This window comes from Rathayibacter sp. PhB1, from assembly GCF_004362935.1.
GTDB lineage: Bacteria > Actinomycetota > Actinomycetes > Actinomycetales > Microbacteriaceae > Rathayibacter > Rathayibacter festucae.
The window spans coordinates 1-20689 of record NZ_SNYD01000013.1; the positions used below are offsets into that span (position 1 = coordinate 1).

A 20689-nucleotide genomic window follows, 5' to 3' on the forward strand; every position below is an offset into this window, starting at 1 on the left:
GGACCCTGTGGGAGAGTAGGACACCGCCGGACACCAATTCACGATGGCCACCCAGAAATGGGTGGCCATCGCTGTTTAACCAGAGGTTCCACAGACGGAACCGGAAGACCCAGCACCTCGACCCCCGTGGCATCCGCCATGGTGCGGGTTAGGGTGGTGGCTGGCGGCTCACGGGCCGCCGATCCCCGTCCTCACGGACGGGTCAACTCCACAGAGCTCCACCACGACAGGCGAGGAACGCATGGACGACGCAGCATCCGACCGCAACGACCGCGGACAGGACCGGCGCGACGAGCGCCCGCCCCGCGCCGCCGGCGGCGACCGCTCCTCCTCCCCGCGAGGCGGAGCTCGAGACGGCGATGGTCCCGCCCGCGGTGGAGACTCCCGTCCGTACCGCTCGAACGACTCCGGATCGCGCTCGGACGCTCCGCGCCGTGACGGAGCCGGACGACCGGACCGTGGTGGAGACTCCCGTCCGCGCCGCGACGGCGATGCGCGTCCGTACTCCGGCGGCGACTCCCGTCCGCGCCGCGACGGCGACTTCCGTCCCTCTCGTGACGCCGACTCCCGCCCTCGTCGCGACGGCGATGCGCGTCCTTCCCGTGACGGAGACTCCCGTCCGCGTCGTGAGGGAGACTTCCGTCCCTCTCGTGATGGTGACTCTCGTCCGCGCCGTGATGGTGACTCGCGTCCCTCGCGGGATGGTGATTCCCGTCCTCGTCGTGAGGGTGACTCCCGTCCTTTTCGTGATGGCGACTCTCGTCCCCGGTACGGCGATGCGCGTCCTTCCCGAGACGGTGACTCCCGTCCTCGTCGTGAAGGCGACTTCCGTCCTTCTCGTGATGGCGATTCCCGTCCTCGCCGTGACGGTGATTCGCGTCCTTCCCGTGACGGTGACTCTCGTCCTCGTCGTGAGGGGGAGTTCCGTCCTTCTCGCGATGGAGACGCTCGTCCTCGCCGCGAAGGCGATTCCCGTCCCTCCCGTGACGGGGATTCCCGTCCTCGGCGTGAAGGCGACTTCCGTCCTTCTCGTGACGGTGATTCCCGTCCTCGCCGTGAGGGCGACTTCCGTCCTTCCCGTGACGGCGATTCCCGTCCTCGCCGTGAGGGCGACTTCCGTCCTTCCCGTGACGGAGACTCCCGGCCCCGTCGGGACGGCGACTCGCGCGGCGGGCGCTTCGACGACCGTCGGGGCGGTGGCGATCGCGCGGGCGGCCGCGGCGGATTCGGCGGCGGGTACGCCGGCCGTGGCGCTCCGCGCGAGGAGCCGGAGCTCACCGAGGAGGAGCGCGAGCGCCGCTCCCTCCAGTCGGTGCGCCCTCGGCACGACGACCCCGATCTGCCGGACGACGTCCAGGCGAAGGATCTCGACAAGGTCGCCCGCAACGAGCTGCGCACACTGTCCAAGGACAACGCGGAGTGGGTCGCGCGTCACCTGGTGATGGCCGGCCGTCTGCTCGAGGAGGACCCGGAGCTGGCGCACCGCCATGTCCTGTCGGCCGCGCGCCGGGCCGGCCGAATCGCGGTCGTCCGCGAGTCGCTGGCCATCTCGGCCTACGCCACCGGGGACTTCGCTCTCGCGCTGCGCGAGCTGCGCACCTACCGCCGGATCTCCGGCTCGGACGAGCAGGTCCCCCTGATGGTCGACAGCGAGCGCGGAGTGGGGCGTCCCGACAAGGCGCTCGAGCTCGGCCGCTCCGTGGATCGCAGCACGCTGAGCCCCGGTGCCCAGGTGTCGCTCGCGATCGCGATGTCCGGCGCGCGCCTCGACCTCGGTCAGGGCGAGCTGGCGCTGATGGAGCTCGAGATCCCGCAGCTCGATCCCGATCGAGCCTTCTCCTACAGCCCCGACCTCTTCGCCGCGTACGCGCTCGTTCTCGAGGAGGTCGGCCGCGCCGAGGAGGCCGCCGAGTGGCAGCGCCGCGCGGACATCGCCGCGCGCGCCGTGTTCGCGGCCGAGGGCGGCGGCGACGACGAGACGATCGAGGTCGTCGAGGAGGAGGGCGAGTACGTGCCCGCCACCCGCGCCGAGCTCTCGGGCCTGGTCGCCACCGACGCAGCCCCAGAAGCCGACGCCGCGACCGACCTGGACGAGTCGCTCGAGATCGACGACGAGGACGAGGACGACAGCCTCGACCCCGACTCGGCCGAGCTCGCCGAGCAGGACGCTCCCGAGATCGACCAGCCCCTCGAGATCGACCAGCCCCTCGAGATCGACCAGCCTGTCGAGACCGACGAGCCCGCCGACGCCGACGGACCGGTGGAGACCGACGAGCCCGCCGACTCCGACGTCTCCGCCGAGACCACGGCCGCGGACGCGATCGAGAACCAGGCCGCGCTCGACGACGCGGACCTGTCCGATGCGGACTTCGAGGAGGCCCTCGCCGATTCGACGCCCGAGGCGCTGTCGGTGGAGGACGCCGCCGAGGAGACCGCCATGGAGGAGCCCGCCACCGAGGAGACCGCCATGGAGGAGCCCGCCACCGAGGAGCCCTCGGAGGAGCCGGACGCGGAGTCCGCCGCCGCTGAGTCCACCGCCGCGGAGTCCGCAGACGACACCACCACCACGACCACCGACACCGAGGAGGACGGCGCCGATGTTCCGAAGCCCGAAGCCTGAGCCCAGCCCGCTGGACGGGCGCGACTGCGTCCTCGCCGACCTCGACGGGGTCGTCTACAAGGGCGCCGACGCGATCCCGTTCGCCGTCGAGAGCCTGAACCGCGCGGCGGAGACGGTCCGCGTCGGCTACATCACCAACAACGCCTCGCGCACCGACGTCTCGGTGGCCGGCCACCTCTCCGACCTCGGCCTCGCCGTGCGCCCGGAGGACGTGGTCACCTCGCCGCAGGCGGCCGTCGTGCTGCTCGCCGATCTGATCCCGGCCGGCTCGACCGTCCTGGTCGTCGGCGGGGAGGGCCTCACCACCGAGGTCGAGCGGGCCGGCTTCACCGTCACCCGCAGCGCGGAGGACTCACCGGCCGCCGTCATCCAGGGCTTCGCGCAGTCGGTCGGCTGGGCGGAGCTGGCCGAGGCGTCGTTCGCGCTGCACACGGGCATCCCGTGGGTCGCGACCAACACCGACTGGACGATCCCCGTCGCCCGCGGCATCGCCCCGGGCAACGGCACGCTCGTCTCCGCCGTGCACACCGCGGTCGGGCGCCTGCCCGTCGTCGCAGGCAAGCCGGAGCGCGCGATCTTCGACGCGGCGACCGCGCGGTTCGGCTCGACGAATCCGCTGTTCATCGGCGACCGGCTCGACACCGACATCGCCGGGGCGAACACCTCCGGTATGGAGAGCGTGCTCGTCCTCACCGGCATCGACCGGGCGAAGCAGCTGCTCGCGGCCGAGCCGAAGCTGCGGCCGACCTACATCCTGGCCGACCTGCGCGAGCTGGACGCACCGTACCCGGCGACCGTCGTCGCCCGGAACGGGACCCACTCGGTGCGCTCGGCGAAGGTCCGGCTCGACGGCGACTCCGTCGTGATCGTCGACGCCGGCTCCGATGAGACCGACCTGCTGCGCGCCGCGTGCTCGGTGATCTGGAGCTCGGGCCGCGCGATCTACGGACTCGACGTGCCGGAGTCGCTCTACAGCTGACCCCGCGTGCGCACCGGGCCTAGGCCCGATCCCGTGCGGCGGGCTCCTCCCGGCCCTCGAGCCGGAGGAGCCCGCTGAGCCGGATCGCCAGTACCACCGCCGCGACGGCGATCAGCGCTCCGTAGGCGAAGGTGGCCGTGAACACGGCGACGCCGCTCCCGACCAGACCGGTGACCGCGGCGGCCAGCAGCCCGGTGAGCGCGAGGGAGACCGAGCCGCCGGTCGAGTCGGCGATCTGCAGCGCCGAGCTGTTGAAGCCCTCGCGCCCCGGCGCCGAGAGGCCGAGCGTCAGCGTGCCCATCCGCGGGAACATCGCGCCCATCCCGCCGCCCGCGAGGAACCAGCCGACTCCGGCGACGATCGGCGACAGCGCGAGCACGACCGTCAGCAGCAGGACGAGGATGCCGGCGAGCAGCAGACCCGTGCCGAGGCGCATCGCGCCGCCGTGCGAGAGGCGGGTGCCCGGGCGGCCCTGCAGCTGCGAGCCCAGCGCCCAGGAGACGGCGCCGGCGGTGAGTGCGACTCCGGACAGCCACGGCGGGAGTCCGTACCGCTCGCTCAGCAGCAGCGGGAGGTAGACCTCGGTGCCGAAGAAGGCGGCCGCGACGAGGGCCCGCAGCAGCATCGTCGACGGCAGGACGCCGCGCGCCCGCAGCGTGCCGACCGGCAGGAGTGCGCGGACCGCGAGGATCACCACGGCGATCGCGACGGCAGCCACCACTCCCGCGGCGTCCGGAACGATCTCGGCGCTCGTGCTCAGCACGACGACGGCGGCGGCCACGACGACGGCGCGGACGACGCGGCCGATCGCGCTCCGGTCGAAGGGCCGCAGCTCCTGCGGCTCGAGCGCGCGGAGCGTCGGCGCGATGACCGCGCTCGCCACGGCCACCAGCGCCACGACGCCGAGGAACACCCAGTGCCAGCTGGTCAGCTCGGCGACGAGGCCGGCAGCGAGCGGCCCCACCAGCGAGGGCACGACCCAGGCCGCGGCGAAGGCGCCGAAGATCCGGGGATGCAGCTCGGCGGGGAAGACCCGGGCGACGAGCACGTAGAGCGTGACGGTGATCCCTCCGCTGCCGAGGCCCTGCAGCAGACGCGCGCCGACGAAGACCGGCATCGACGTCGCCGTCCCGGCCGCGATCAGGCCGAGCGTGAAGAGCAGGATCGCCGCGATCAGCGCCGGGGTTGGTCCGCGGCGGTCCGCCGACGAGCCCGCTGTGACCATGCCGACGACGGCCGCCGCGAGGGTGGCCGCGAAGGCGAGCGAGTAGAGCGCCCGGCCGTCGAGGTCGGCGCTGATGATCGGCATGATCGTCGTCACCGCGAGCGACTCGAACGCGCAGAGGAAGACGAGCGCGGTCGTGCCGGCGGTGGTCAGGAGGAACGGGGCCGAGGTGATGCCGCGGCGGGCGACGGAAGGCACTCTCGCCACACTACGCGGCGGCCGGTGCCGTCGGCGGGGTCAGCGGTAGACGGCCCAGTCGTCCTTCGTCAGCAGGGTGGGTGTGCCCTCGATCTCGACGAGCCAGCCGCTGTCGTCGCGCTCGAGGTAGCGCCCCTGGATGATCTCCGGAGCCCAGCCCCCGTCGCGGGAGGACACCCAGCGGACGAAGCGGACGGTGCCGCCGCGGCGGAAGAGCGTGCCGTTGTGGTCGCTCACGCGAGGATCCTCCTGGCCCGGGGGTCGGGAGCGCTCTCGGGCTCGGGGACGACGTGCAGGCCGATCCGGCCGTGCGAGGCCGCGGTCAGCGCCCGCAGCCAGTGCGGATTGAGGTCGTGCTGCCCCGCGGCGTCGTACTCGTAGCGGGTGGCGATCGAGGGATGCAGCCAGAGCTCGGACAGCCGTCCGTCGTCGTCCGCGGTGGTCAGCAGGAAGCCCTCACCGCGGCGGAACCGGGCGGTGATCACGCTCTGCAGGTGCGCGAGGGTGCGGTCCTCGAACCGGTGCGCGCTCGGCGGTGCCCCGTACAGCAGGCGTCCCATCGTCGACTCTCCTCCGCCGTTTCCGGCGCACCGAAGGGGGCGCACCGGAGAACAGCGTACTTTATTGACTAAATCGGTTAGCTAAATATCCGGCGAGCAGTGCGTTTCCGGGACAACGCGTGCTGCGTTTCCCGGACGACGCCCGCGGGCCGCCGAGAAGTGGTTGCATGGTCGGAGCGAGTTCCCGATCGGGGCGCCTGCCGTCAGGAGGGCGACCCATGGACGATCGACCGGATCTGTTCGCCCTGCTGGCCCGGCTGCGGACCGAGGAGCGGAGCTACGACGCGCGCGTCGAGCGCCGGCTCGGCATCGGCGCGACCGACCTCGCCGCCCTGCGTCTGATCGGCGCCGGGGCCGGGCGCGACGAGATCGTCCGCGCCGTCGATCTGGCCGGGGCGATCGGTCTGACGACGGCGGCCGTCTCGATCCTCGTCGACCGGCTCTCCCGCGCCGGCTACGTGGACCGCGTGCTCGATCCCTCCGACGGCCGCGGCCGGATCCTCTGCCTGACCGACCGGGCCGAGACGGCGCTCGGCGAGACCGACGAGCGGGTCTACGGCGAGGTCCGCACCCTCACCGACTCGGTCGCCGATGCAGAGTCGGTGCGCTTCGCCGCGATCCTCGAGGGGCTCTCCGGGATCTTCGAGCGCGGACCGCAGCCCGCGGCCTGAGCCCGCGGCCTGAGCCCGCGGCCTGAGCCCGCGGCCCTGTCCCGCGGGGCGGCGCGCTCAGCGGGTGAGGCGCTCGATCAGCTCGCGGTAGCGACCGGCGGTACGCACGACGATCTCGTGCGGGAGCCGGGGCGGCTCGCCCTGGCCGTCCCAGTTGTCCGCGAGCCAGTCCCGGACGATCTGCTTGTCGAAGGACTGCCCTCGCACGCCCGCGTCGTAGTCGACCGCGTCCCAGTAGCGCGAGGAGTCGCTCGTGAGCACCTCGTCGCCGAGGGTGACGACGCCGGTCTTGCGGTCGACGCCGAACTCGAACTTGGTGTCGGCCAGGATGACGCCGCTGCGCAGCGCGATCGCGGACGCCTCCCGGTAGACGTGCAGCGAGAGGGTGCGCAGCGCCTCCGCCGCGTCCTCGCCGACGAGCTCGACGGTGCGCTCGAACGAGATGTTCTCGTCGTGCTCGCCCTGCGGCGCCTTCCAGGCGGGGGTGTAGATCGGCTCGGGCAGGACGTCGCCGTCGTTCAGCCCCTCCGGGAGCGCGACGCCGGAGACGGCGCCGGTCGCCCGGTACTCCTTGAGCCCGCTGCCGGAAAGGTAGCCGCGCACGACGCACTCGATCGGGAACATGTCGAGCGTCTTCACGAGCATCGCCCGGCCGCGCACGGCCTCGGGGATCTCTCCCGGGACGAGGTGGTTGGGCACGTCGGCCAGCTGGCCGAACCACCACAGCGACAGCTCGGTCAGCAGCTCGCCCTTGCCGGGGATGCCGGGCTCGAGGATCGTGTCGAAGGCGCTGACCCGGTCGCTCGCGACGACGAGCATCCGGTCGGCGCCGAGCGCCGGGTCGGAGTCGTCGGGGGTGTAGAGGTCGCGCACCTTGCCGGAGTAGGCGTGCTGCCAGCCGGGCAGCGGGGCGGTGGGGTCGAAGGCCGGGGAGTCGTCGCGGGTCACCGGGCCATTCTCCCGGAAGCGGGGGCCGTGGTCAGCCTCTCCGGGCGTCTGCGGACGTCGAACCTGGAAGCGGGCTGGGCATCCGCTCTGCCGCGCGGAATGCGCGCTGTCAACCACGCGCGCGAGCGCGATGCCCGCGCCTAGCGTCGAGGACATGACTTCCGAGAACACGACCGACCAGTACACGTTCCAGGACCCCACGAAGATGTTCGCCGACATCGACACCGAGGAGCAGTATCAGGAGGGCTCCGGCCTCGACTCGAAGATGGACGACCTCGCCGACCGCGGCGAGTCGACCTACCGCGGCTCCGGCCGCCTCGAGGGCCGCAAGGCGCTCATCACCGGCGGCGACTCGGGCATCGGCGCGGCCGTCGCCATCGCCTACGCCCGCGAGGGTGCCGACGTCGCCATCGTCTACCTGCCCGAGGAGGAGTCCGACGCCAAGAAGGTCGTCGCCCTCATCGAGGAGGCCGGCCGCGTCGCCGTCGCCATCCCCGGCGACATCACCGACCACGACTTCGCCGTCGGCGCCGTCGCGAAGGCCGTCGAGGGCCTCGGCGGCCTCGACATCCTCGTCAACAACGCCGGCAAGCAGCAGTCGGTCGAGGACTTCCTCGACATCTCCGACGAGCAGTTCGACGAGACCTTCAAGACCAACGTCTACGCGATGTTCTGGATGACGAAGGCGGCCGTGCCGCACCTCGCCCCGGGCTCCGCGATCATCAGCACCTCGTCGATCCAGGCCTACCAGCCGTCGCCGACGCTGGTCGACTACGCCTCCACCAAGGCCACGATCAACACGTTCTCGAAGGCGCTCTCGCAGCAGCTCGCGCCCAAGGGCATCCGCGTGAACGTCGTCGCGCCCGGTCCGATCTGGACCCCGCTGCAGACCGCCGGCGGCCAGCCGCCGGAGAAGCTGCCCGAGGTCGGCTCGCAGACGCCGCTCGGCCGCTGGGGCCAGCCCTCGGAGCTCGCTCCGGCCTACGTGTTCCTCGCCTCGCCCGAGTCGAGCTACGTCATCGGCGAGACGCTGCACGTGAACGGCGGCATGCCCACGCCGTAACACTCGGCGGCATCCGCGGGCCCAGCCTGCGTCCGGAGACCTCGGTCCCGGGCGCAGGCTGGGTCTTCGCATTTAGTTGTCGTAACAATCGGTGCGGAGAAGGCGAACTGCGCAAGGCTTTCCCCATGACCGATTCCCTGCCGATCCTCGACCTCTCCCGCCTCGACCAGGGAGAGGAGGAAGCCGCCGCGTTCCGCCGCGATCTCCGCGAGACCACGCACGACGTGGGCTTCTTCTACCTCGTCGGCCACGGCGTGCCGCAGGACCTCCTCGACGACGTGGTCGCCGTCTCCCGCCGCTTCTTCGAGCTCTCCGAGGAGGAGAAGCTCGCGATCGAGAACACCGCCAGCCCGCAGTTCCGCGGCTACACCCGCTTCGGCGCCGAGCTGACCAACGGCGACGTCGACTACCGCGAGCAGGTCGACATCGGCATCGACCGCGAGACCGTGCCGTCCGGCGCCGACGTCCCGGACTACCAGCGCCTCGAGGGGCCGAACCTCTGGCCGGAGTCGCTGCCCGAGTTCCGCGCCGTCTTCGAGCGCTGGCACGAGGAGCTCGCCGCGGTGGCCATCCGCCTGCTGCGCACCTGGGCCGTGGCCCTCGACGCTCCGGCCGACGTCTTCGACGAGGCGTTCGCCGAGAAGCCGTTCTCGCTGGTCAAGGTCGTCCGCTACCCCGGCACCTCGGACCCCGAGCCCAAGCAGGGCGTCGGCGCGCACCGCGACGGCGGCGTGCTGACCCTGCTGCTGGTCGAGCCCGGCAAGGGCGGCCTGCAGGTCGAGCACGACGGCTCCTGGATCGAGGCGCCGGCGCTGCCCGGGGCGTTCGTCGTCAACATCGGCGAGATGCTCGAGCTGGCGACCGGCGGCTACCTCAAGGCGACGCTGCACCGCGTGATCTCGCCGCTGATCGGCACCGACCGCATCTCGATCCCGTTCTTCTTCAACCCCTCGCTCGACTCGACGATGCCCTCGCTGCCGCTGCCCGAGGAGCTGAAGTCCGGCCTCTCGGTCGACCCGACCAACAGCCCGATCCTCGAGACCTACGGCGAGAACGCGCTGCGCTACCGCCTGCGCGCGCACCCCAATGTGGCGGCCGTGCACCACGCCGACCTGCTGGCCGCGACGAGCTGACCGCCCTCCGCGAGATGCCACTTGTGCACGCCTTTCACGGCGTGTCGCGCGCACAAGTGGCATCTCGCGGCGGGGGAGGGGACGGGGGCTACTCGATGAGGTTCGCGGTGGGGAGCGAGTGGGTGCCGAGGTGCAGGGTGCGCGTTCCGAGCGTCCAGCTGATGCGGGGGCGGAAGACGGCCAGGCCGGTGAAGGACACCGACTTCATCTTCTTCAGCGCGGCGCTCGCCTTCGTCCGCAGGGCGGAGACCTGCTCCGCGGAGTGCGCGGCGGCGGCCGGGGGCGGGCCCACCTCCCACATCTCCACTCCGGACTGCGGCGGGACATCGGCCGGGAGGTCGGTGACGCGGCCCGCCGATCGCGTGGCCTTGTACTCGACGGAGAGGGGCACGGCGACGGAGGCGTTGGAGGTCAGGAAGGTGGTGAGCCGCCCGTCCGCCGCCTCCGCCGCGGTCTCGATCCCCTCGAGGAGATCGGACCCGACGTGGCAGCCCGTGATCGGGTCCTGCTCCGCGACGATCGCGAAGACGAAGCCGCCGGCGCAGCCGAGCAGCGCGCTCGAGACGTCGAGGGCGAGCCAGGTGTCCAGCGCCGACTTCTCCCGGGTGGCGATCTCCACGATGTAGCTGCCCTCGACGGTCGCCTTCCCGGCGACGTCGAGCCGGTGCGGGGCCGGCATCCGCTTGCCGGCGAACGTGTCGAGCATCTTCGTGCCGTCGACCTTGCCGTCACCGGCCAGGCTGAACTCCTTGAAGTAGATCGTGTGGCCGGGCAGGAAGCGCCACGCGTCGGGCTCTCCGGCCTTCGGCTGGAAGTAGAGCCGGACGCCGTGCTTCCGGACGAGCGCCGGAGAGAGATTGACCCCCGCCTTCGCGAACGCCGTGTCCTTCACCCCGGGGGCGCCGAGAACGGAGTAGTTGATCGAGTCGCGGAAGGAGAGCGCGATCGACATCGTGGGGACGTTGCAGTCCTCCTTGAGAGCGAGCTGCCGGACCTTGCACGGCCCGTTCGGAGAGGTGACCCACGGATTGCCGCTCCTCGTCATCGACGGAGCACCGACCGACATCTCCAGGTCGAACTCGTCGCTCACCCCGGGGTACTCGGAGGAGAGCTCGATCCCCGCCCGCAGGAGGAAGCTGAAGCGGCCCTTCCCGGAGATGTGCGAGTTGAGCGAGCTGTAGGAGTTCCAGCCCTCCAGATGCGCGGTCGAGCCGCCGGTGAACAGGACCGTCGAGGAGCTGTCCTGATCGTGGGCCGGGAGACTCGCGATCGCGGCGCCGAAGGCAGGGTCGGTCGACGGCGTGCTCAGCATGACGGCATCGCGGAAGCGGGCGCCGACATCGCCCTCTCCGCTGCAGTGCTTCACCTCGACGTCGAAGATCGTGCAGCGCCACCAGTTCAGCGAGTGACCGAGCTCCTCGAGATAGAACTTGGCGAACTCCGGATTGGCGGAGCCGTCGGTGATCCTCACGAGGTCCTGGTTGAGCAGGATCGCGCTCTGATCGTCGTCGTAGACGAAGGCGGCGGGCCGATCGCCCAGGGTGTCGGAGGCGACCCAGATCGGACTGATCTGCTCCAGATAGGCGGAGTCCGTCAGGACCTTCAGCAGCTCCGCCGTGATGAGCCGGGCCTCCGCGCCCGTCCAGGCGGGGTTCTTCCGCGCGACCTGCTCGTAGTCCGTGCCGAACGCGTGCGTGAAGATCGTCTCCACCCCGCGCTCGAAGGCGACCTGTGCGGCGGCGTGGCGCAGATCGGCACTGGTGGCGCTCAGCACCGGGAAGGTGTTCGTGCCGCCGAGCCCCAGCTTGTCGCGGAGCGGCCCGTTCGCGAGGAGCCACTTCTGAGTCGCCTCCGGGATCATCCGCGGAGCCCGGGCGAGGAGCTGCCCGAAGTCCTCGTAGTGCGACTCGGGCGGAGCATCGGACCCGGGCGCGTCGCTCCAGAGGCCGCTCTCGCGGACCCCCTCCACCGCCTCGTCCCCGAGGTCCTTCGAGAAGTCGGTGATGAGGCTCTCGAGCGTGGTCCCGAAGTCGTCCTTCCCTCCGATCTCGTGCAGCGCGTCCGAGAGGAACCGCTGCTCGCCGGTCTTGAGCTTGGTCTCGGCGGAGAGCTCCAGCCCGCCCTCGATGGCCTCGCCCGCCGGTCCGAGTGCTCCGAGGAACACGCGGCGGAGGTTGGTCCCGCTCGGGTTCTGCTCGTACTCCTCGATGTGCCGGATCAGCGGCCCGATCAGCGGGATCTGCTCCGCCTCCCCGATCGCGCTGCGCTCGTGGAGCCACTGCCGCTGCAGCTCGCGGAACGTCTGCTCGTCACTGTCGGCGGCGCGCCGGTACTCCTCCTCCGCCGCCTTCAACTCGGACAGCTCCTCGCTCTCGACCCGGAGCAGGGCCGCGTAGCCGGTGGGGTCCTCGCCCGACCAGGTGCGGTGCAGCTCGTGCCAGTCCTCCGCCATCCGGACCCGGAGTGCCGCCTGCGCCTCGGCGACCCGGGCGCCGTGCTCCATCTGGAGAGCGTTCCGCTCCGCCTCGAGCGTCTCCACATCGTGACCGGCGGCCTTGCAGAAGACCATGCTCAAGCCGAGACTGAGGGCCAGCCAGAACGGTTGGCACGCGCTTCTCCGCTCGGCGATCGCCCGGAGGATCCGCGGCTCGAAGGCGGCGATCCTCGCGCGGAGCGCCGCCTCCGCTCCGAGCTTCGCGTCGTTCAGCCCGAGGGAGAAGAGCCGATCCATCCGCGCGTGCTGACGGTCGTACGCGCGCTGCGCGATCCGGTGCCCGGAGTCGTCGAGAGCGGCTTGGAGCCGACCACAGGCCTGAAGCAGGGGGGAGCCGGCCGCCGCGGAGCTGCACCGAGCGGCGGACACCCGCCAGCGATCGGCACCCGACGCCGGATCGACGCCGGGCTCGCTCGTGAGGCACTCCGTTCCCGTCCCCGTGATGCAGACCAGACCCCCGTCGAGGTCGCGGGCGTACCAGATCGGCACTCCGAGCGAGCGGCCGTCCCTCCAGGTCATCTCGGCGGCGCCCGCCGCCCGGCAGAGGCTCGCGAACACGGTCGGGATCGAGTCCGGGACGGCGTCCACCTGCGAGCAGCGCACGAGTGCGGTCCGGCCCCGGACGATGTCGGCGACCGCAGCGAGCGGCGTCGCCGTCCGCAGGTCGTACGCCGACCCCTCGGCACCCGGCTGCGGCGTCGCTGACACCGGGAACGCGATGTCCCTGTCGTCGACGATCGTGTACACGGCGGCGGGACGCTCGACCTTCGGGTCCGCGGGCAGGACGCGCAGCTCCTCCATCCTCACCCCGACGAGCGGATCGTCGAGAGGGGAGGGGCCGGGCGTCGCGGCGTGCGCGGGAAGAGCGGTGCAGACGGCGAGAAGAGCCGCGAGGACGGCGGTCGGTCGGGTGAGGCGTCGAGGCATGGCTGCTCCTGGGGTGGGAGGGGCGGGATGCTCCGGGCGGACCGGCCCCGGTGCGGGCCGGCGGCAGCGTCTCGCGCGATCGATCGGGTTGCCACACCGTAGTGGGGTCGGATTCCGCTTCTGTGACGTTGCGCGTCCTGCGGCAGCGGAGGCGCGACATGCCTCGTCCTGCTCGGGCCGACGCTGCCGAACGGCGAAGGGGGATCGTGACGCGCGCATGATGCGGGGGTGACGGGGCGCTGACGGGGTGGAGCGGACTGTGGAGTGCCGGCGTCGCCGGACCGCCGCTCCTCTCGTCGTCAAGGGAACCCCATGTCGTCTCCTCGTGCTCGTCCGTCCCGCCGTCTCGCCGGAGTCCTCGCGCCGCCGGCCGCGCTGCTCCTGGTGCTCGCCGGCTGCAGCGCCGCTCCCGCGCCGGCCGCGTCCACGGCGACCGCCGCTGCCGCGGTCGCCGCGCCCACCGACGCCGAGGTGCGGGAATTGTTCGACGAGTGGAACGCGGCGCTCGCCACCGGCGACCCCGCGCAGGTGGACGCGCTGTACGCGGACGACGCGGTGCTGCTGCCGACCGTCGCACCCGGGGTCCTCGACACCTCGGCCGAGCGCATCGGCTACTTCGACGCCTTCCTGAAGAAGCGGCCGACGGGGACGATCGACGAGAGCGTCGTCCGCGATCTCGGCGACGGCTACGCCTCGAACACCGGCCTCTACACCTTCGCGCTCGCGGAGACCGGGGAGCTCGTGCACGCGCGGTTCACCTTCGTCTACGAGGAGATCGACGGCGAGTGGAAGATCATCGAGCACCACTCGTCGAAGGAGCCCGTCACGCCGTGACAGCGGAGCGCCTCGCCCGCCGGGCGTGGCACAGTGAGTCGTGCTCATCTTGCTGGTGGAGGACGATCCCGTGATCGCCGACTGCGTGACCGCGGTGCTCGAGCAGTACGGCTACGCCGTCGTCCGGGCGCGGACGGGCAGGGAGGCGCTCGACTCCGGCCCTCCGGACCTCGTGCTCCTCGACCTCGGACTGCCGGACATGGACGGGCTGGACGTCTGCCGGACGCTCCGTCGCAGGTCCGACGTCCCGATCATCGTGATCACCGCGCGCAGCGACGAGGCCGACACCGTCGCCGCGCTCGAGGTGGGCGCGGACGACTGCGTGATCAAGCCGTTCGGCGTCCGCGGGCTGATCGCGCGGATCCGGGCGGTGAGCAGGAGGGTCGGCGCGGCCGGGGCGCGGTCGGCGGTCGCCCTCCCGCCGCCGCCCCTGTCGCTCGGCCGGGTCGTCGTCGATCCCGCGTCCCGCCGCGTGCACCTCGACGGCGCGGAGCTCCCTCTGACCCCCAAGGAGTTCGACCTGCTGCTGGCCCTGGCCCGGCGCCCGGGGGCGGTGCTCACCCGCGAGGCCCTGATCGACGAGGTCTGGGACTGCAACTGGTTCGGCTCCACCCGCACCCTCGACGTCCACGTCTTCGCGCTCCGCCGCAAGCTCGGCGCGGCGGTGACGATCACCACCCTCCGCGGCGTCGGCTTCCGCCTCGACCTGCCCTGACCCGTCCTCGACTGCTCACGCGAGATGCCACTTGTGCTCGCCTTTCACGGCGTGTCGTGCGCATAAGTGGCATCTCGCGGAGCGGGTCAGGGGGTCAGCAGGTGGCCGCCTGGTAGGGGAGGGTGGCGGCGAAGGCGGGCTGGCCCGGGGCGGTGCCGGTGACGGTGACCGAGCCGGCGGGGGTCGACTTCAGGCGCGTGGTGAACGCGGCCGAGGCGGAGGAGCCCGGGGCGACCGAGGGGAACGCCTTCGTGCCGTAGGCGGAGTCGACGGTGATGTCGGCGGCGGCGGTGTCGGTGTTCTTGACGGTCACGGTGAGCACGACCTTGCCGGCGATGCAGCGGGTCGAGACGGCGGGAGCGAGCTCGAGGGTGTCGAGCGGCAGCGCGGCCGAGGCCGAGGTGCGCACCAGCGCGTCGGTGTAGCCGTTGTAGGAGGCGGTGACGCCGCTCACTCCGGCCGGGACGACGGCGCTCGCCGAGCCGCCCGAGAGCGCGACGGTCGAGCTCCAGGTGCCGCCGGTGAAGGTGACGGTGCCGGCGACGTCGCCCTTGTCGGCCGCCGCGACCTTCGCCGTGACCGTGCGGCCGTCGGCGGTGAGGGTCGTGGTGGAGTCGACGGCGGTGACGCCGGTCCAGTTCTTCATCGCGGTGAGGACCGTCTGCGGGACGCTGACGAACGCGCCGTGCCGCGGGCTGACCGGGAGGCCGCCCTTGGTCGAGACGTTCCAGTCGGCCGACTTCGAGAGGCGGGCCGACTGCGAGCTGCCGGCGATGGCGGCTCCCGAGGTCACGAAGGCCTTGTAGCCGCCCTGGCCGTAGTTGTCGACGAGGAAGGCGTAGCCGTCGCCGTTCGCGGTGGTGTCGTTGGGGTCCCCGGCGTTCAGCTTGATGATCTCGGGGCCCTCGCCGTCCTGACCGGTCTCGAGCTTCGTCATGTTGGTGTCGGTCAGCTGCCAGGTCTTCGTCGGGTCGGCGTTCCAGTTCGACGAGGTCGTCGGCGCGGTGAGCACCGTCGACTTCTCCAGGAAGATGTCCTTCCCGGCCTCGAGGGTGCCGGCGGCGCCGCCCTCCTCGTTCTTGGTGAAGCGGTAGTAGGAGTCGCCGATCTTGGTGATCGTCGAGTCGATCCGCGCGTAGCCGGTGTCCTGCCAGGTGGCGGGCGGCTGGGTGAAGGTGCGGAAGTCGCGGGTGATCACCGAGAAGACGCGGGAGTAGAGCTTGTCGCTGTTGGTCTTCGTCGCGTCGGAGTAGAGGCGCGAGGAGAAGAAGACCACGTAGGACTGCAGCGCGTCGTCCCAGTACGCCTCCGGCGCCCAGGTCATGCCGGCGGCCGGCTGGTTGACGGTGATGCCGGTGTCGGCGCCGTTGGTGCGGGTCCAGGTCACCAGGTCGGTCGACTCCCAGACCTCGATCTTGAGGCTGCCCTTGGACTGCGCGTCGCCCCAGCCGGTGCCGCAGGAGATGCAGAGGTCGGTGGCGACCATGTAGTACTTGTCGCCGTTGTGCGAGCGGAGGATGAACGGGTCGCGCAGGCCCTTGGTGTCGGTCGTCGAGGTGATGACCGCCTTGCCGCCGTTGACCGGGGAGAAGGTGAAGAAGTCGTTGCCGGACGTCGCCGCCTGGTAGATCTTCTCGTCGCCGTCCGACTTGAAGTACGCCGAGGCGTAGCCCGCGTCGGGAGCGGTGCGGCCGAGCTCGGCCACCGTGAGGGTGAAGGAGCGGGTCTCGGTGACGCCGTTGAGCGTCGCGGTCGCGGTCAGCGTGACCGGCTTGTCGCCCGAGCCGTAGGCCGGACGGGTGACGACGCCGCCGCCGCGGAACGGGTCGGCCGCGCCGACCGCCGGGGCGGTGTACGAGGTGCTGGTCGGGGTGACGAGCGCCGGGTCGGACGAGGTCCAGGTGATGGCGGTGCCGTTCTTGGCTCCCGTGACGGCGAGAGGCAGGTTCTCGGTGGTGCGGGTGGCGAGCACGAGCGCGTCGAGGTCGTCGTTGATGCTCGGGGCGAGCACGACGACGTCGAAGGTCAGCACGGCGCCCTGGCCGGTGGTCGCGGTGAGGGTGACCGGGGTGTCCTGCGCGATCGAGCGCGAGACGACTCCGGTGCCGGAGACGACCGCGGGGTTCGAGGAGGTCCAGGTGAGCGGGACGCCGCTGCTGGTCGCGGGGAGCGTCAGGTTCGTCGAGACGGCGGTCAGCGAGGGGTTGCCGGCCAGGAGCACGGGCAGGATGTCGGGGCGCAGCAGCGCCGAGGTCGCGGCGGCCTTCGCGGCGGCGGTCGGCATGCTCGACGCGACCTGGTCGGCGGTGAGCGCCGTGTCCCAGAACTTGACGTCGGTGACGTCGGCGGTGAGCAGCGGGTCGCCGGTGTAGAGCGAGCGGCCGAGGTAGCCGAGCGTGCTCCCGGAGGGGACGATGCTCGCCATCGACTTCGCGGCGGTGACCGTCGAGATCTGCACGCCGTCGCGGTAGAGGGTCAGCGCGGTGCTCGAGCCGGTGCCGGTGCCGACGAGGGTGAGGGTGGTGAAGCCGGGGTTGAGGGTGCCGCCGAAGGGCATCCGGGTCTCGCCGTTGCCGCTGTCCTTCACACGGATGCCGGCGAGGACCTGGCCGCTCGGGGAGCCGTCGGGGTTCCGCGGGTTCACGAAGACGTGGTTGCCGAGCTGGGTGGTGTTCCAGGGGCCGACGCCGTCGCCGATCACCCAGCCGAACTGGTTCGCGGTGGTCTGCGTCTTCACCGTGTACTCGACGGCGAAGGCGTTGTCGGTGCCGGTGACCAGTCCCTTGGGCAGGCTCGCGTAGCCGTCCGACTTGAAGCGGGCGACCTGGTCGCCGCCGGCGTCGGCGAAGGAGGCGTCGGTGAGCCCGGTCAGCGTCGCGTTGCGGCCGTTGCCCGAGATGTCGAGGAGCGCGGAGCCGGCGTGCGACATGTCGTAGTGCGCGGTGGGCGCGGGCACGTCGGCGGCCTGGGCCGTCACGGGGACGAGGGCGCCTCCGAGGGCGACGCTCGTGCACGCGAGTGCGGAGAGGAAGAGGGACCGGGCACGGCGCCGGGGCGCGGTGGCAGGGGGCTCCGGGGAGCGTCGTCTCATCGTCGAGACCTTTCCTGGGTGAGGGGGATCAGGCCGCCGAAGAGGGGCCGGCGGGTGGTGTTCACGTTAACATGCGCGCCGGTCCGGGGCTAGGGCGGATCGGCGCGGGCCTGCGGTCGCGTCGCTCCTCCGGCGCCACCCTGTGCGGCGGCGGCCGGGTGGCGTACGGTGAGCGGACCGCATCCTGGTCCCCGATGTCGGACCTCGTCCATCCGCCGAGAGCACCAGGGGAGCATGAGATGAAGACTCTGTCGTACGCCGGGGGCGCGATCGTCCTCGAGGACGAGGCCGCGGACGCCGTTCTGCGCTACTCGGTGGCGCTGGCCGACCGCGGCCGGATGGCCACCGTCACTCTCGCGGACGCGGCGTCCTCCGACGCCTCGGCGGTGGTGGTCCTGACCATCGGCGTCGGGGTCCCGCTCCTGCTGCGGGGCGAGCGGACCGGGTCCGGCACCGACTCCGCGCTCGATCTGCGCGACCGGCTCGACGCGCTCGAGCGCTCCCGGGAGCCGATCGGGGTCTGGGACACCGACCCCCGGCAGCTCTGGGGCGAGCTGGACTACGACTTCCTCTGAGGCGGTCGCCGCACGTCCGATCGCCCGGATCGCCCTCGCCCGTGGGCGGTGCGGCGCCCTCCGGCGCACCCGTTCAGGGGAGCGCTAGAGTCAGCTACAACGTTGTATGTTCAGCAGGTCCCGACTGAAGGAGATCGATGGCGATCACTCTGCACGACGTGGCGCGGGCCTCCGGAGTCTCCATCAAGACCGTCTCCAACGTCATCAACGACTACCCGCACGTGCGCCCGGCCACCCGCGAGCGGGTCGAGGCCGCGATCGCCGAGCTGGGGTACATCCCGAACCTCTCGGCCCGGAGTCTCCGGCGCGGGCGGACGAACGTCATCGGGCTGGCGCTCCCCGAGCTGAGCCTGGCGTACTTCGCCGAGCTCGCCGACAGCGTCATGCGCGCGGCCGACGACCGGGGTCTGACCGTGCTGATCGAGCAGACCGGAGGGGACCCGCAGCGCGAGCGGGACGTCCTGCGCAGCTCGCGGCGCCAGCTCACGGACGGGCTGCTCTTCAGCCCCCTGGGGATGGCGATGGCCGACGAGCCGGCGCTCGCGGTCGACTACCCGCTCGTCCTGCTGGGCGAGCGGATCTTCAGCTCGCGCTTCGACCACGTGACCATGCAGAACGTCGCCGCCGCCCGCGCCGCGACGACCCACCTGATCGAGTCCGGCCGGCGGCGGATCGTCGCTCTCGGGGCGCACGAGAACGAGGACGTCGGCTCGGCCGCGCTGCGGATGCGGGGCTACCGAGAGGCCCTGGAGGCGGCGGGCATCGCCTACGACGAGCGCCTCGTCAGCTACTCGGGACCGTGGCACCGCGCCAACGGCAACGCGGCGATGTGCAGGGTCCTGGAGTCCGGGGTCGACTTCGACGCCGTCTTCGCCCTGAACGACTCCCTCGGGCTCGGCGCCATCCGCGCGCTGCAGGTGCAGGGGCTGAGCATCCCCGGGGACGTCGCGGTCATCGGCTTCGACGACGTCGACGAATCGCGGTACTCGGTCCCGAGCCTGTCGAGCATCGATCCGGGTCGCGACGAGATCGCGCGGACCGCCGTCGAGGTGCTGAAGGGGCGGATCGAGGGCTCGCTCCTCGCGCCGCCGACGCTGCACGAGGCCGGTTTCTCGGTGACGTCGCGGGAGTCGACCGCGCCGTAGCGCGTTGATCACGGTTGCGTCGCGGACGGCGACCGCGCTCTTGACACTCGCCGACGAACTCCGCATCATCATTTCTACAACGTTGTTTTCCATCGTTGTACAAGCGACCTGCTCCAGGACGATCCCCCCTTCCCGGCCGACGACGGCCGTATCCGAAAGGACACGCAATGATGCGTCACACGAAGAGAATGCTCGCGGCGGGGGTGGCCGTCGCCGCCTCCGCGGCCGCCCTGACCGGCTGCTCCGCAGGGAGCGACGCCGCCACCTGCGAGAACACGATCGTGAACGAGGACGCCAAGGTCGTCACGATGTGGGCCTGGTACCCGGAGTTCGAGGGGATCGTCGACCTCTTCAACAACAGCCACGACGACGTCCAGATCTGCTGGAGCAACGCCGGCGCCGGCAACGACGAGTACACCAAGCTCACCACCGCCGTGCAGGCCGGCTCGGGCGCACCCGACGTCGTCATGCTCGAGAGCGAGGTCGTGCAGAGCTACATCCCGCAGGACGCGCTCGTCGACCTCACCGAGTACGGCGCGGGCGACGTGCAGAGCAACTACTCCGAGGGCGCCTGGGCCGACGTCTCCAGCGGCGACGCCACCTACGCGATCCCCGTCGACGGCGGACCCGTCGGCATGCTCTACCGCCAGGACATCCTCGACCAGTACGGCATCCCCGTCCCGACGACCTGGGAGGAGTACGCCGCAGCGGCGCAGGCTCTCAAGGACGCCGGCTCCACCACCCTCATGACGGACTTCCCCGGCAACGGCCGCGCCTACCAGCAGGCGCTCTTCGCGCAGGCCGGCTCGGTGCCCTACACCGTCGACGGCACGGACGTCACGGTGGACCTCGACGACGAGGCCAGCGCGAAGGTCATGGACTACTGGAGCGACCTGGTGCAGAAGGGCCTGGTCGGCACCGAGGACGCCTCGACCACCGACTACAACACCCACCTGGTCGACGGCACCTACGCCTCGGTCGTCGCCGCCGCCTGGCTGCCCGGCTACCTGAAGGGCTTCGAGGGCGCCGACACCGACGCCGTGTGGCGCGCCGCTCCGGTCCCGCAGTGGGAGGGCGCCGAGCCGACCCAGATCAACATCGGCGGATCCGCTTTCGCGGTGACCAGCCAGGCCGAGGACAAGGAAGCGGCCGCGACGGTGGCGAAGGAGATCTTCGGCACCGAGGAGGCCTGGAAGATCGGCATCGAGAAGGGCGCTCTGTTCCCGCTGTGGAAGCCGATCCTCGAGTCGGACTACTTCGCGAACCTCGAGTACGACTTCTTCGGCGGTCAGCAGATCAACAAGGACGTCTTCCTCGCCGCCGCCACGGAGTACCAGGGCTTCCAGGTCTCGCCGTTCCAGAACTTCGCCTACGACAAGCTCACCGAGGCGGTGAACGCCGTGAACAGCGGTGACTCGAGCGTCGCGGACGCCCTCTCGACCTATCAGACCGCGGTCAGCGAGTACGCCGCGGGCCAGGGCTACACGGTCGGTTGACGATCGGCGGCCGCC

The 20689-nt window shown here is 71.5% G+C and carries 17 protein-coding genes; 10 read left to right on the plus strand and 7 right to left on the minus strand.

Annotated features, from left to right (window positions below; genetic code table 11):
* Positions 1–202: 202 nt before the first annotated feature.
* Complete coding sequence (locus EDF17_RS19395) at positions 203–1327, minus strand: hypothetical protein (protein ID WP_133672166.1); 1125 nt, start codon at positions 1325–1327, stop codon at positions 203–205.
* On the opposite strand from EDF17_RS19395, the gene EDF17_RS20405 reads away from it, so the two are divergent.
* Both EDF17_RS20405 and EDF17_RS19405 read left to right on the plus strand, forming a co-directional pair.
* On the plus strand, positions 1313–2620 hold the full coding sequence (locus EDF17_RS20405; RefSeq protein WP_185019935.1) for a hypothetical protein: 1308 nt from the start codon (positions 1313–1315) through the stop codon (positions 2618–2620). The two genes, EDF17_RS19395 and EDF17_RS20405, sit on opposite strands and share 15 nt — an antisense overlap.
* A complete protein-coding gene (locus EDF17_RS19405) occupies positions 2598–3599 on the plus strand; it encodes an HAD-IIA family hydrolase (RefSeq protein WP_123444573.1) in 1002 nt (333 codons plus the stop codon). The genes EDF17_RS20405 and EDF17_RS19405 overlap by 23 nt, the downstream gene beginning before the upstream one ends.
* A 19-nt stretch (positions 3600–3618) precedes the next feature.
* Here EDF17_RS19405 and EDF17_RS19410 read toward each other — a convergent pair whose 3' ends face one another.
* The 3 genes from EDF17_RS19410 to EDF17_RS19420 are packed head-to-tail and all read right to left on the minus strand — an operon-like array spanning position 3619 to position 5582.
* Entirely contained in the window at positions 3619–5022 is a 1404-nt protein-coding gene (locus EDF17_RS19410; RefSeq protein WP_243732983.1) for an MFS transporter, read from the minus strand.
* 39 nt (positions 5023–5061) lie between these two features.
* Positions 5062–5259 carry a hypothetical protein gene (locus tag EDF17_RS19415; RefSeq protein ID WP_123444572.1) on the minus strand — a complete coding sequence of 66 codons (198 nt, stop codon included), beginning with the start codon at positions 5257–5259 and terminating at the stop codon, positions 5062–5064.
* Positions 5256–5582: an ATP-dependent DNA ligase gene (locus EDF17_RS19420; RefSeq protein WP_123444571.1), complete on the minus strand. Its 327-nt coding sequence runs from the start codon at positions 5580–5582 to the stop codon at positions 5256–5258. Before EDF17_RS19420 ends, EDF17_RS19415 begins: the two co-directional genes overlap by 4 nt.
* A 218-nt stretch (positions 5583–5800) precedes the next feature.
* On the opposite strand from EDF17_RS19420, the gene EDF17_RS19425 reads away from it, so the two are divergent.
* On the plus strand, positions 5801–6253 hold the full coding sequence (locus EDF17_RS19425; protein WP_159421808.1) for a MarR family transcriptional regulator: 453 nt from the start codon (positions 5801–5803) through the stop codon (positions 6251–6253).
* A gap of 57 nt (positions 6254–6310) precedes the next feature.
* On the opposite strand, the gene EDF17_RS19430 is transcribed toward EDF17_RS19425, so the two are convergent.
* Entirely contained in the window at positions 6311–7201 is an 891-nt protein-coding gene (locus tag EDF17_RS19430) for a phosphoribosylaminoimidazolesuccinocarboxamide synthase (RefSeq protein WP_166649756.1), read from the minus strand.
* A 154-nt stretch (positions 7202–7355) separates the two neighbouring features.
* Here EDF17_RS19430 and EDF17_RS19435 point away from each other — a divergent pair, with 154 nt between their 5' ends.
* Entirely contained in the window at positions 7356–8264 is a 909-nt protein-coding gene (locus tag EDF17_RS19435) for a glucose 1-dehydrogenase (RefSeq protein ID WP_123444568.1), read from the plus strand.
* Between the two features lie 125 nt (positions 8265–8389).
* Positions 8390–9397, plus strand: a complete 1008-nt coding sequence (locus tag EDF17_RS19440) for a 2-oxoglutarate and iron-dependent oxygenase domain-containing protein (protein ID WP_123444567.1) — start codon at positions 8390–8392, stop codon at positions 9395–9397.
* 88 nt (positions 9398–9485) lie between these two features.
* On the opposite strand, the gene EDF17_RS19445 is transcribed toward EDF17_RS19440, so the two are convergent.
* Entirely contained in the window at positions 9486–12818 is a 3333-nt protein-coding gene (locus EDF17_RS19445) for a hypothetical protein (protein WP_123444566.1), read from the minus strand.
* Positions 12819–13130: 312 nt separating this feature from the next.
* Here EDF17_RS19445 and EDF17_RS19450 point away from each other — a divergent pair, with 312 nt between their 5' ends.
* Together EDF17_RS19450 and EDF17_RS19455 are read left to right on the plus strand one after the other, a co-directional pair.
* Entirely contained in the window at positions 13131–13652 is a 522-nt protein-coding gene (locus EDF17_RS19450; RefSeq protein ID WP_123444565.1) for an SgcJ/EcaC family oxidoreductase, read from the plus strand.
* 40 nt (positions 13653–13692) lie between these two features.
* Entirely contained in the window at positions 13693–14367 is a 675-nt protein-coding gene (locus tag EDF17_RS19455) for a response regulator transcription factor (RefSeq protein ID WP_123444564.1), read from the plus strand.
* Positions 14368–14461: 94 nt separating this feature from the next.
* Here EDF17_RS19455 and EDF17_RS19460 read toward each other — a convergent pair whose 3' ends face one another.
* The gene (locus tag EDF17_RS19460) at positions 14462–17458 is read right to left on the minus strand and encodes an immunoglobulin-like domain-containing protein (protein ID WP_123444563.1); all 2997 of its coding nucleotides are present in this window, start codon (positions 17456–17458) and stop codon (positions 14462–14464) included.
* Positions 17459–17697: 239 nt separating this feature from the next.
* Between EDF17_RS19460 and EDF17_RS19465 the strand changes: the two genes are divergently transcribed.
* From EDF17_RS19465 to EDF17_RS19475, 3 genes are all read left to right on the plus strand, one after another.
* Entirely contained in the window at positions 17698–18033 is a 336-nt protein-coding gene (locus EDF17_RS19465) for a hypothetical protein (RefSeq protein WP_123444562.1), read from the plus strand.
* Between the two features lie 137 nt (positions 18034–18170).
* On the plus strand, positions 18171–19178 hold the full coding sequence (locus EDF17_RS19470) for a LacI family DNA-binding transcriptional regulator (protein WP_123444561.1): 1008 nt from the start codon (positions 18171–18173) through the stop codon (positions 19176–19178).
* Positions 19179–19345: 167 nt separating this feature from the next.
* A complete protein-coding gene (locus EDF17_RS19475) occupies positions 19346–20674 on the plus strand; it encodes an extracellular solute-binding protein (RefSeq protein WP_123444560.1) in 1329 nt (442 codons plus the stop codon).
* Positions 20675–20689 lie beyond the last annotated feature (15 nt).

Coding starts and splice junctions, on each gene's coding strand:
- EDF17_RS19405 (WP_123444573.1), top strand. CDS start 2,598: ATGTTCCGAAGCCCGAAGCCTGAGCCCAGCCCGCTGGACGGGCGCGAC.
- EDF17_RS19420 (WP_123444571.1), bottom strand. CDS start 5,582: ATGGGACGCCTGCTGTACGGGGCACCGCCGAGCGCGCACCGGTTCGAG.
- EDF17_RS19425 (WP_159421808.1), top strand. CDS start 5,801: ATGGACGATCGACCGGATCTGTTCGCCCTGCTGGCCCGGCTGCGGACC.
- EDF17_RS19435 (WP_123444568.1), top strand. CDS start 7,356: ATGACTTCCGAGAACACGACCGACCAGTACACGTTCCAGGACCCCACG.
- EDF17_RS19440 (WP_123444567.1), top strand. CDS start 8,390: ATGACCGATTCCCTGCCGATCCTCGACCTCTCCCGCCTCGACCAGGGA.
- EDF17_RS19445 (WP_123444566.1), bottom strand. CDS start 12,818: ATGCCTCGACGCCTCACCCGACCGACCGCCGTCCTCGCGGCTCTTCTC.
- EDF17_RS19450 (WP_123444565.1), top strand. CDS start 13,131: ATGTCGTCTCCTCGTGCTCGTCCGTCCCGCCGTCTCGCCGGAGTCCTC.
- EDF17_RS19460 (WP_123444563.1), bottom strand. CDS start 17,458: ATGAGACGACGCTCCCCGGAGCCCCCTGCCACCGCGCCCCGGCGCCGT.
- EDF17_RS19465 (WP_123444562.1), top strand. CDS start 17,698: ATGAAGACTCTGTCGTACGCCGGGGGCGCGATCGTCCTCGAGGACGAG.
- EDF17_RS19470 (WP_123444561.1), top strand. CDS start 18,171: ATGGCGATCACTCTGCACGACGTGGCGCGGGCCTCCGGAGTCTCCATC.
- EDF17_RS19475 (WP_123444560.1), top strand. CDS start 19,346: ATGATGCGTCACACGAAGAGAATGCTCGCGGCGGGGGTGGCCGTCGCC.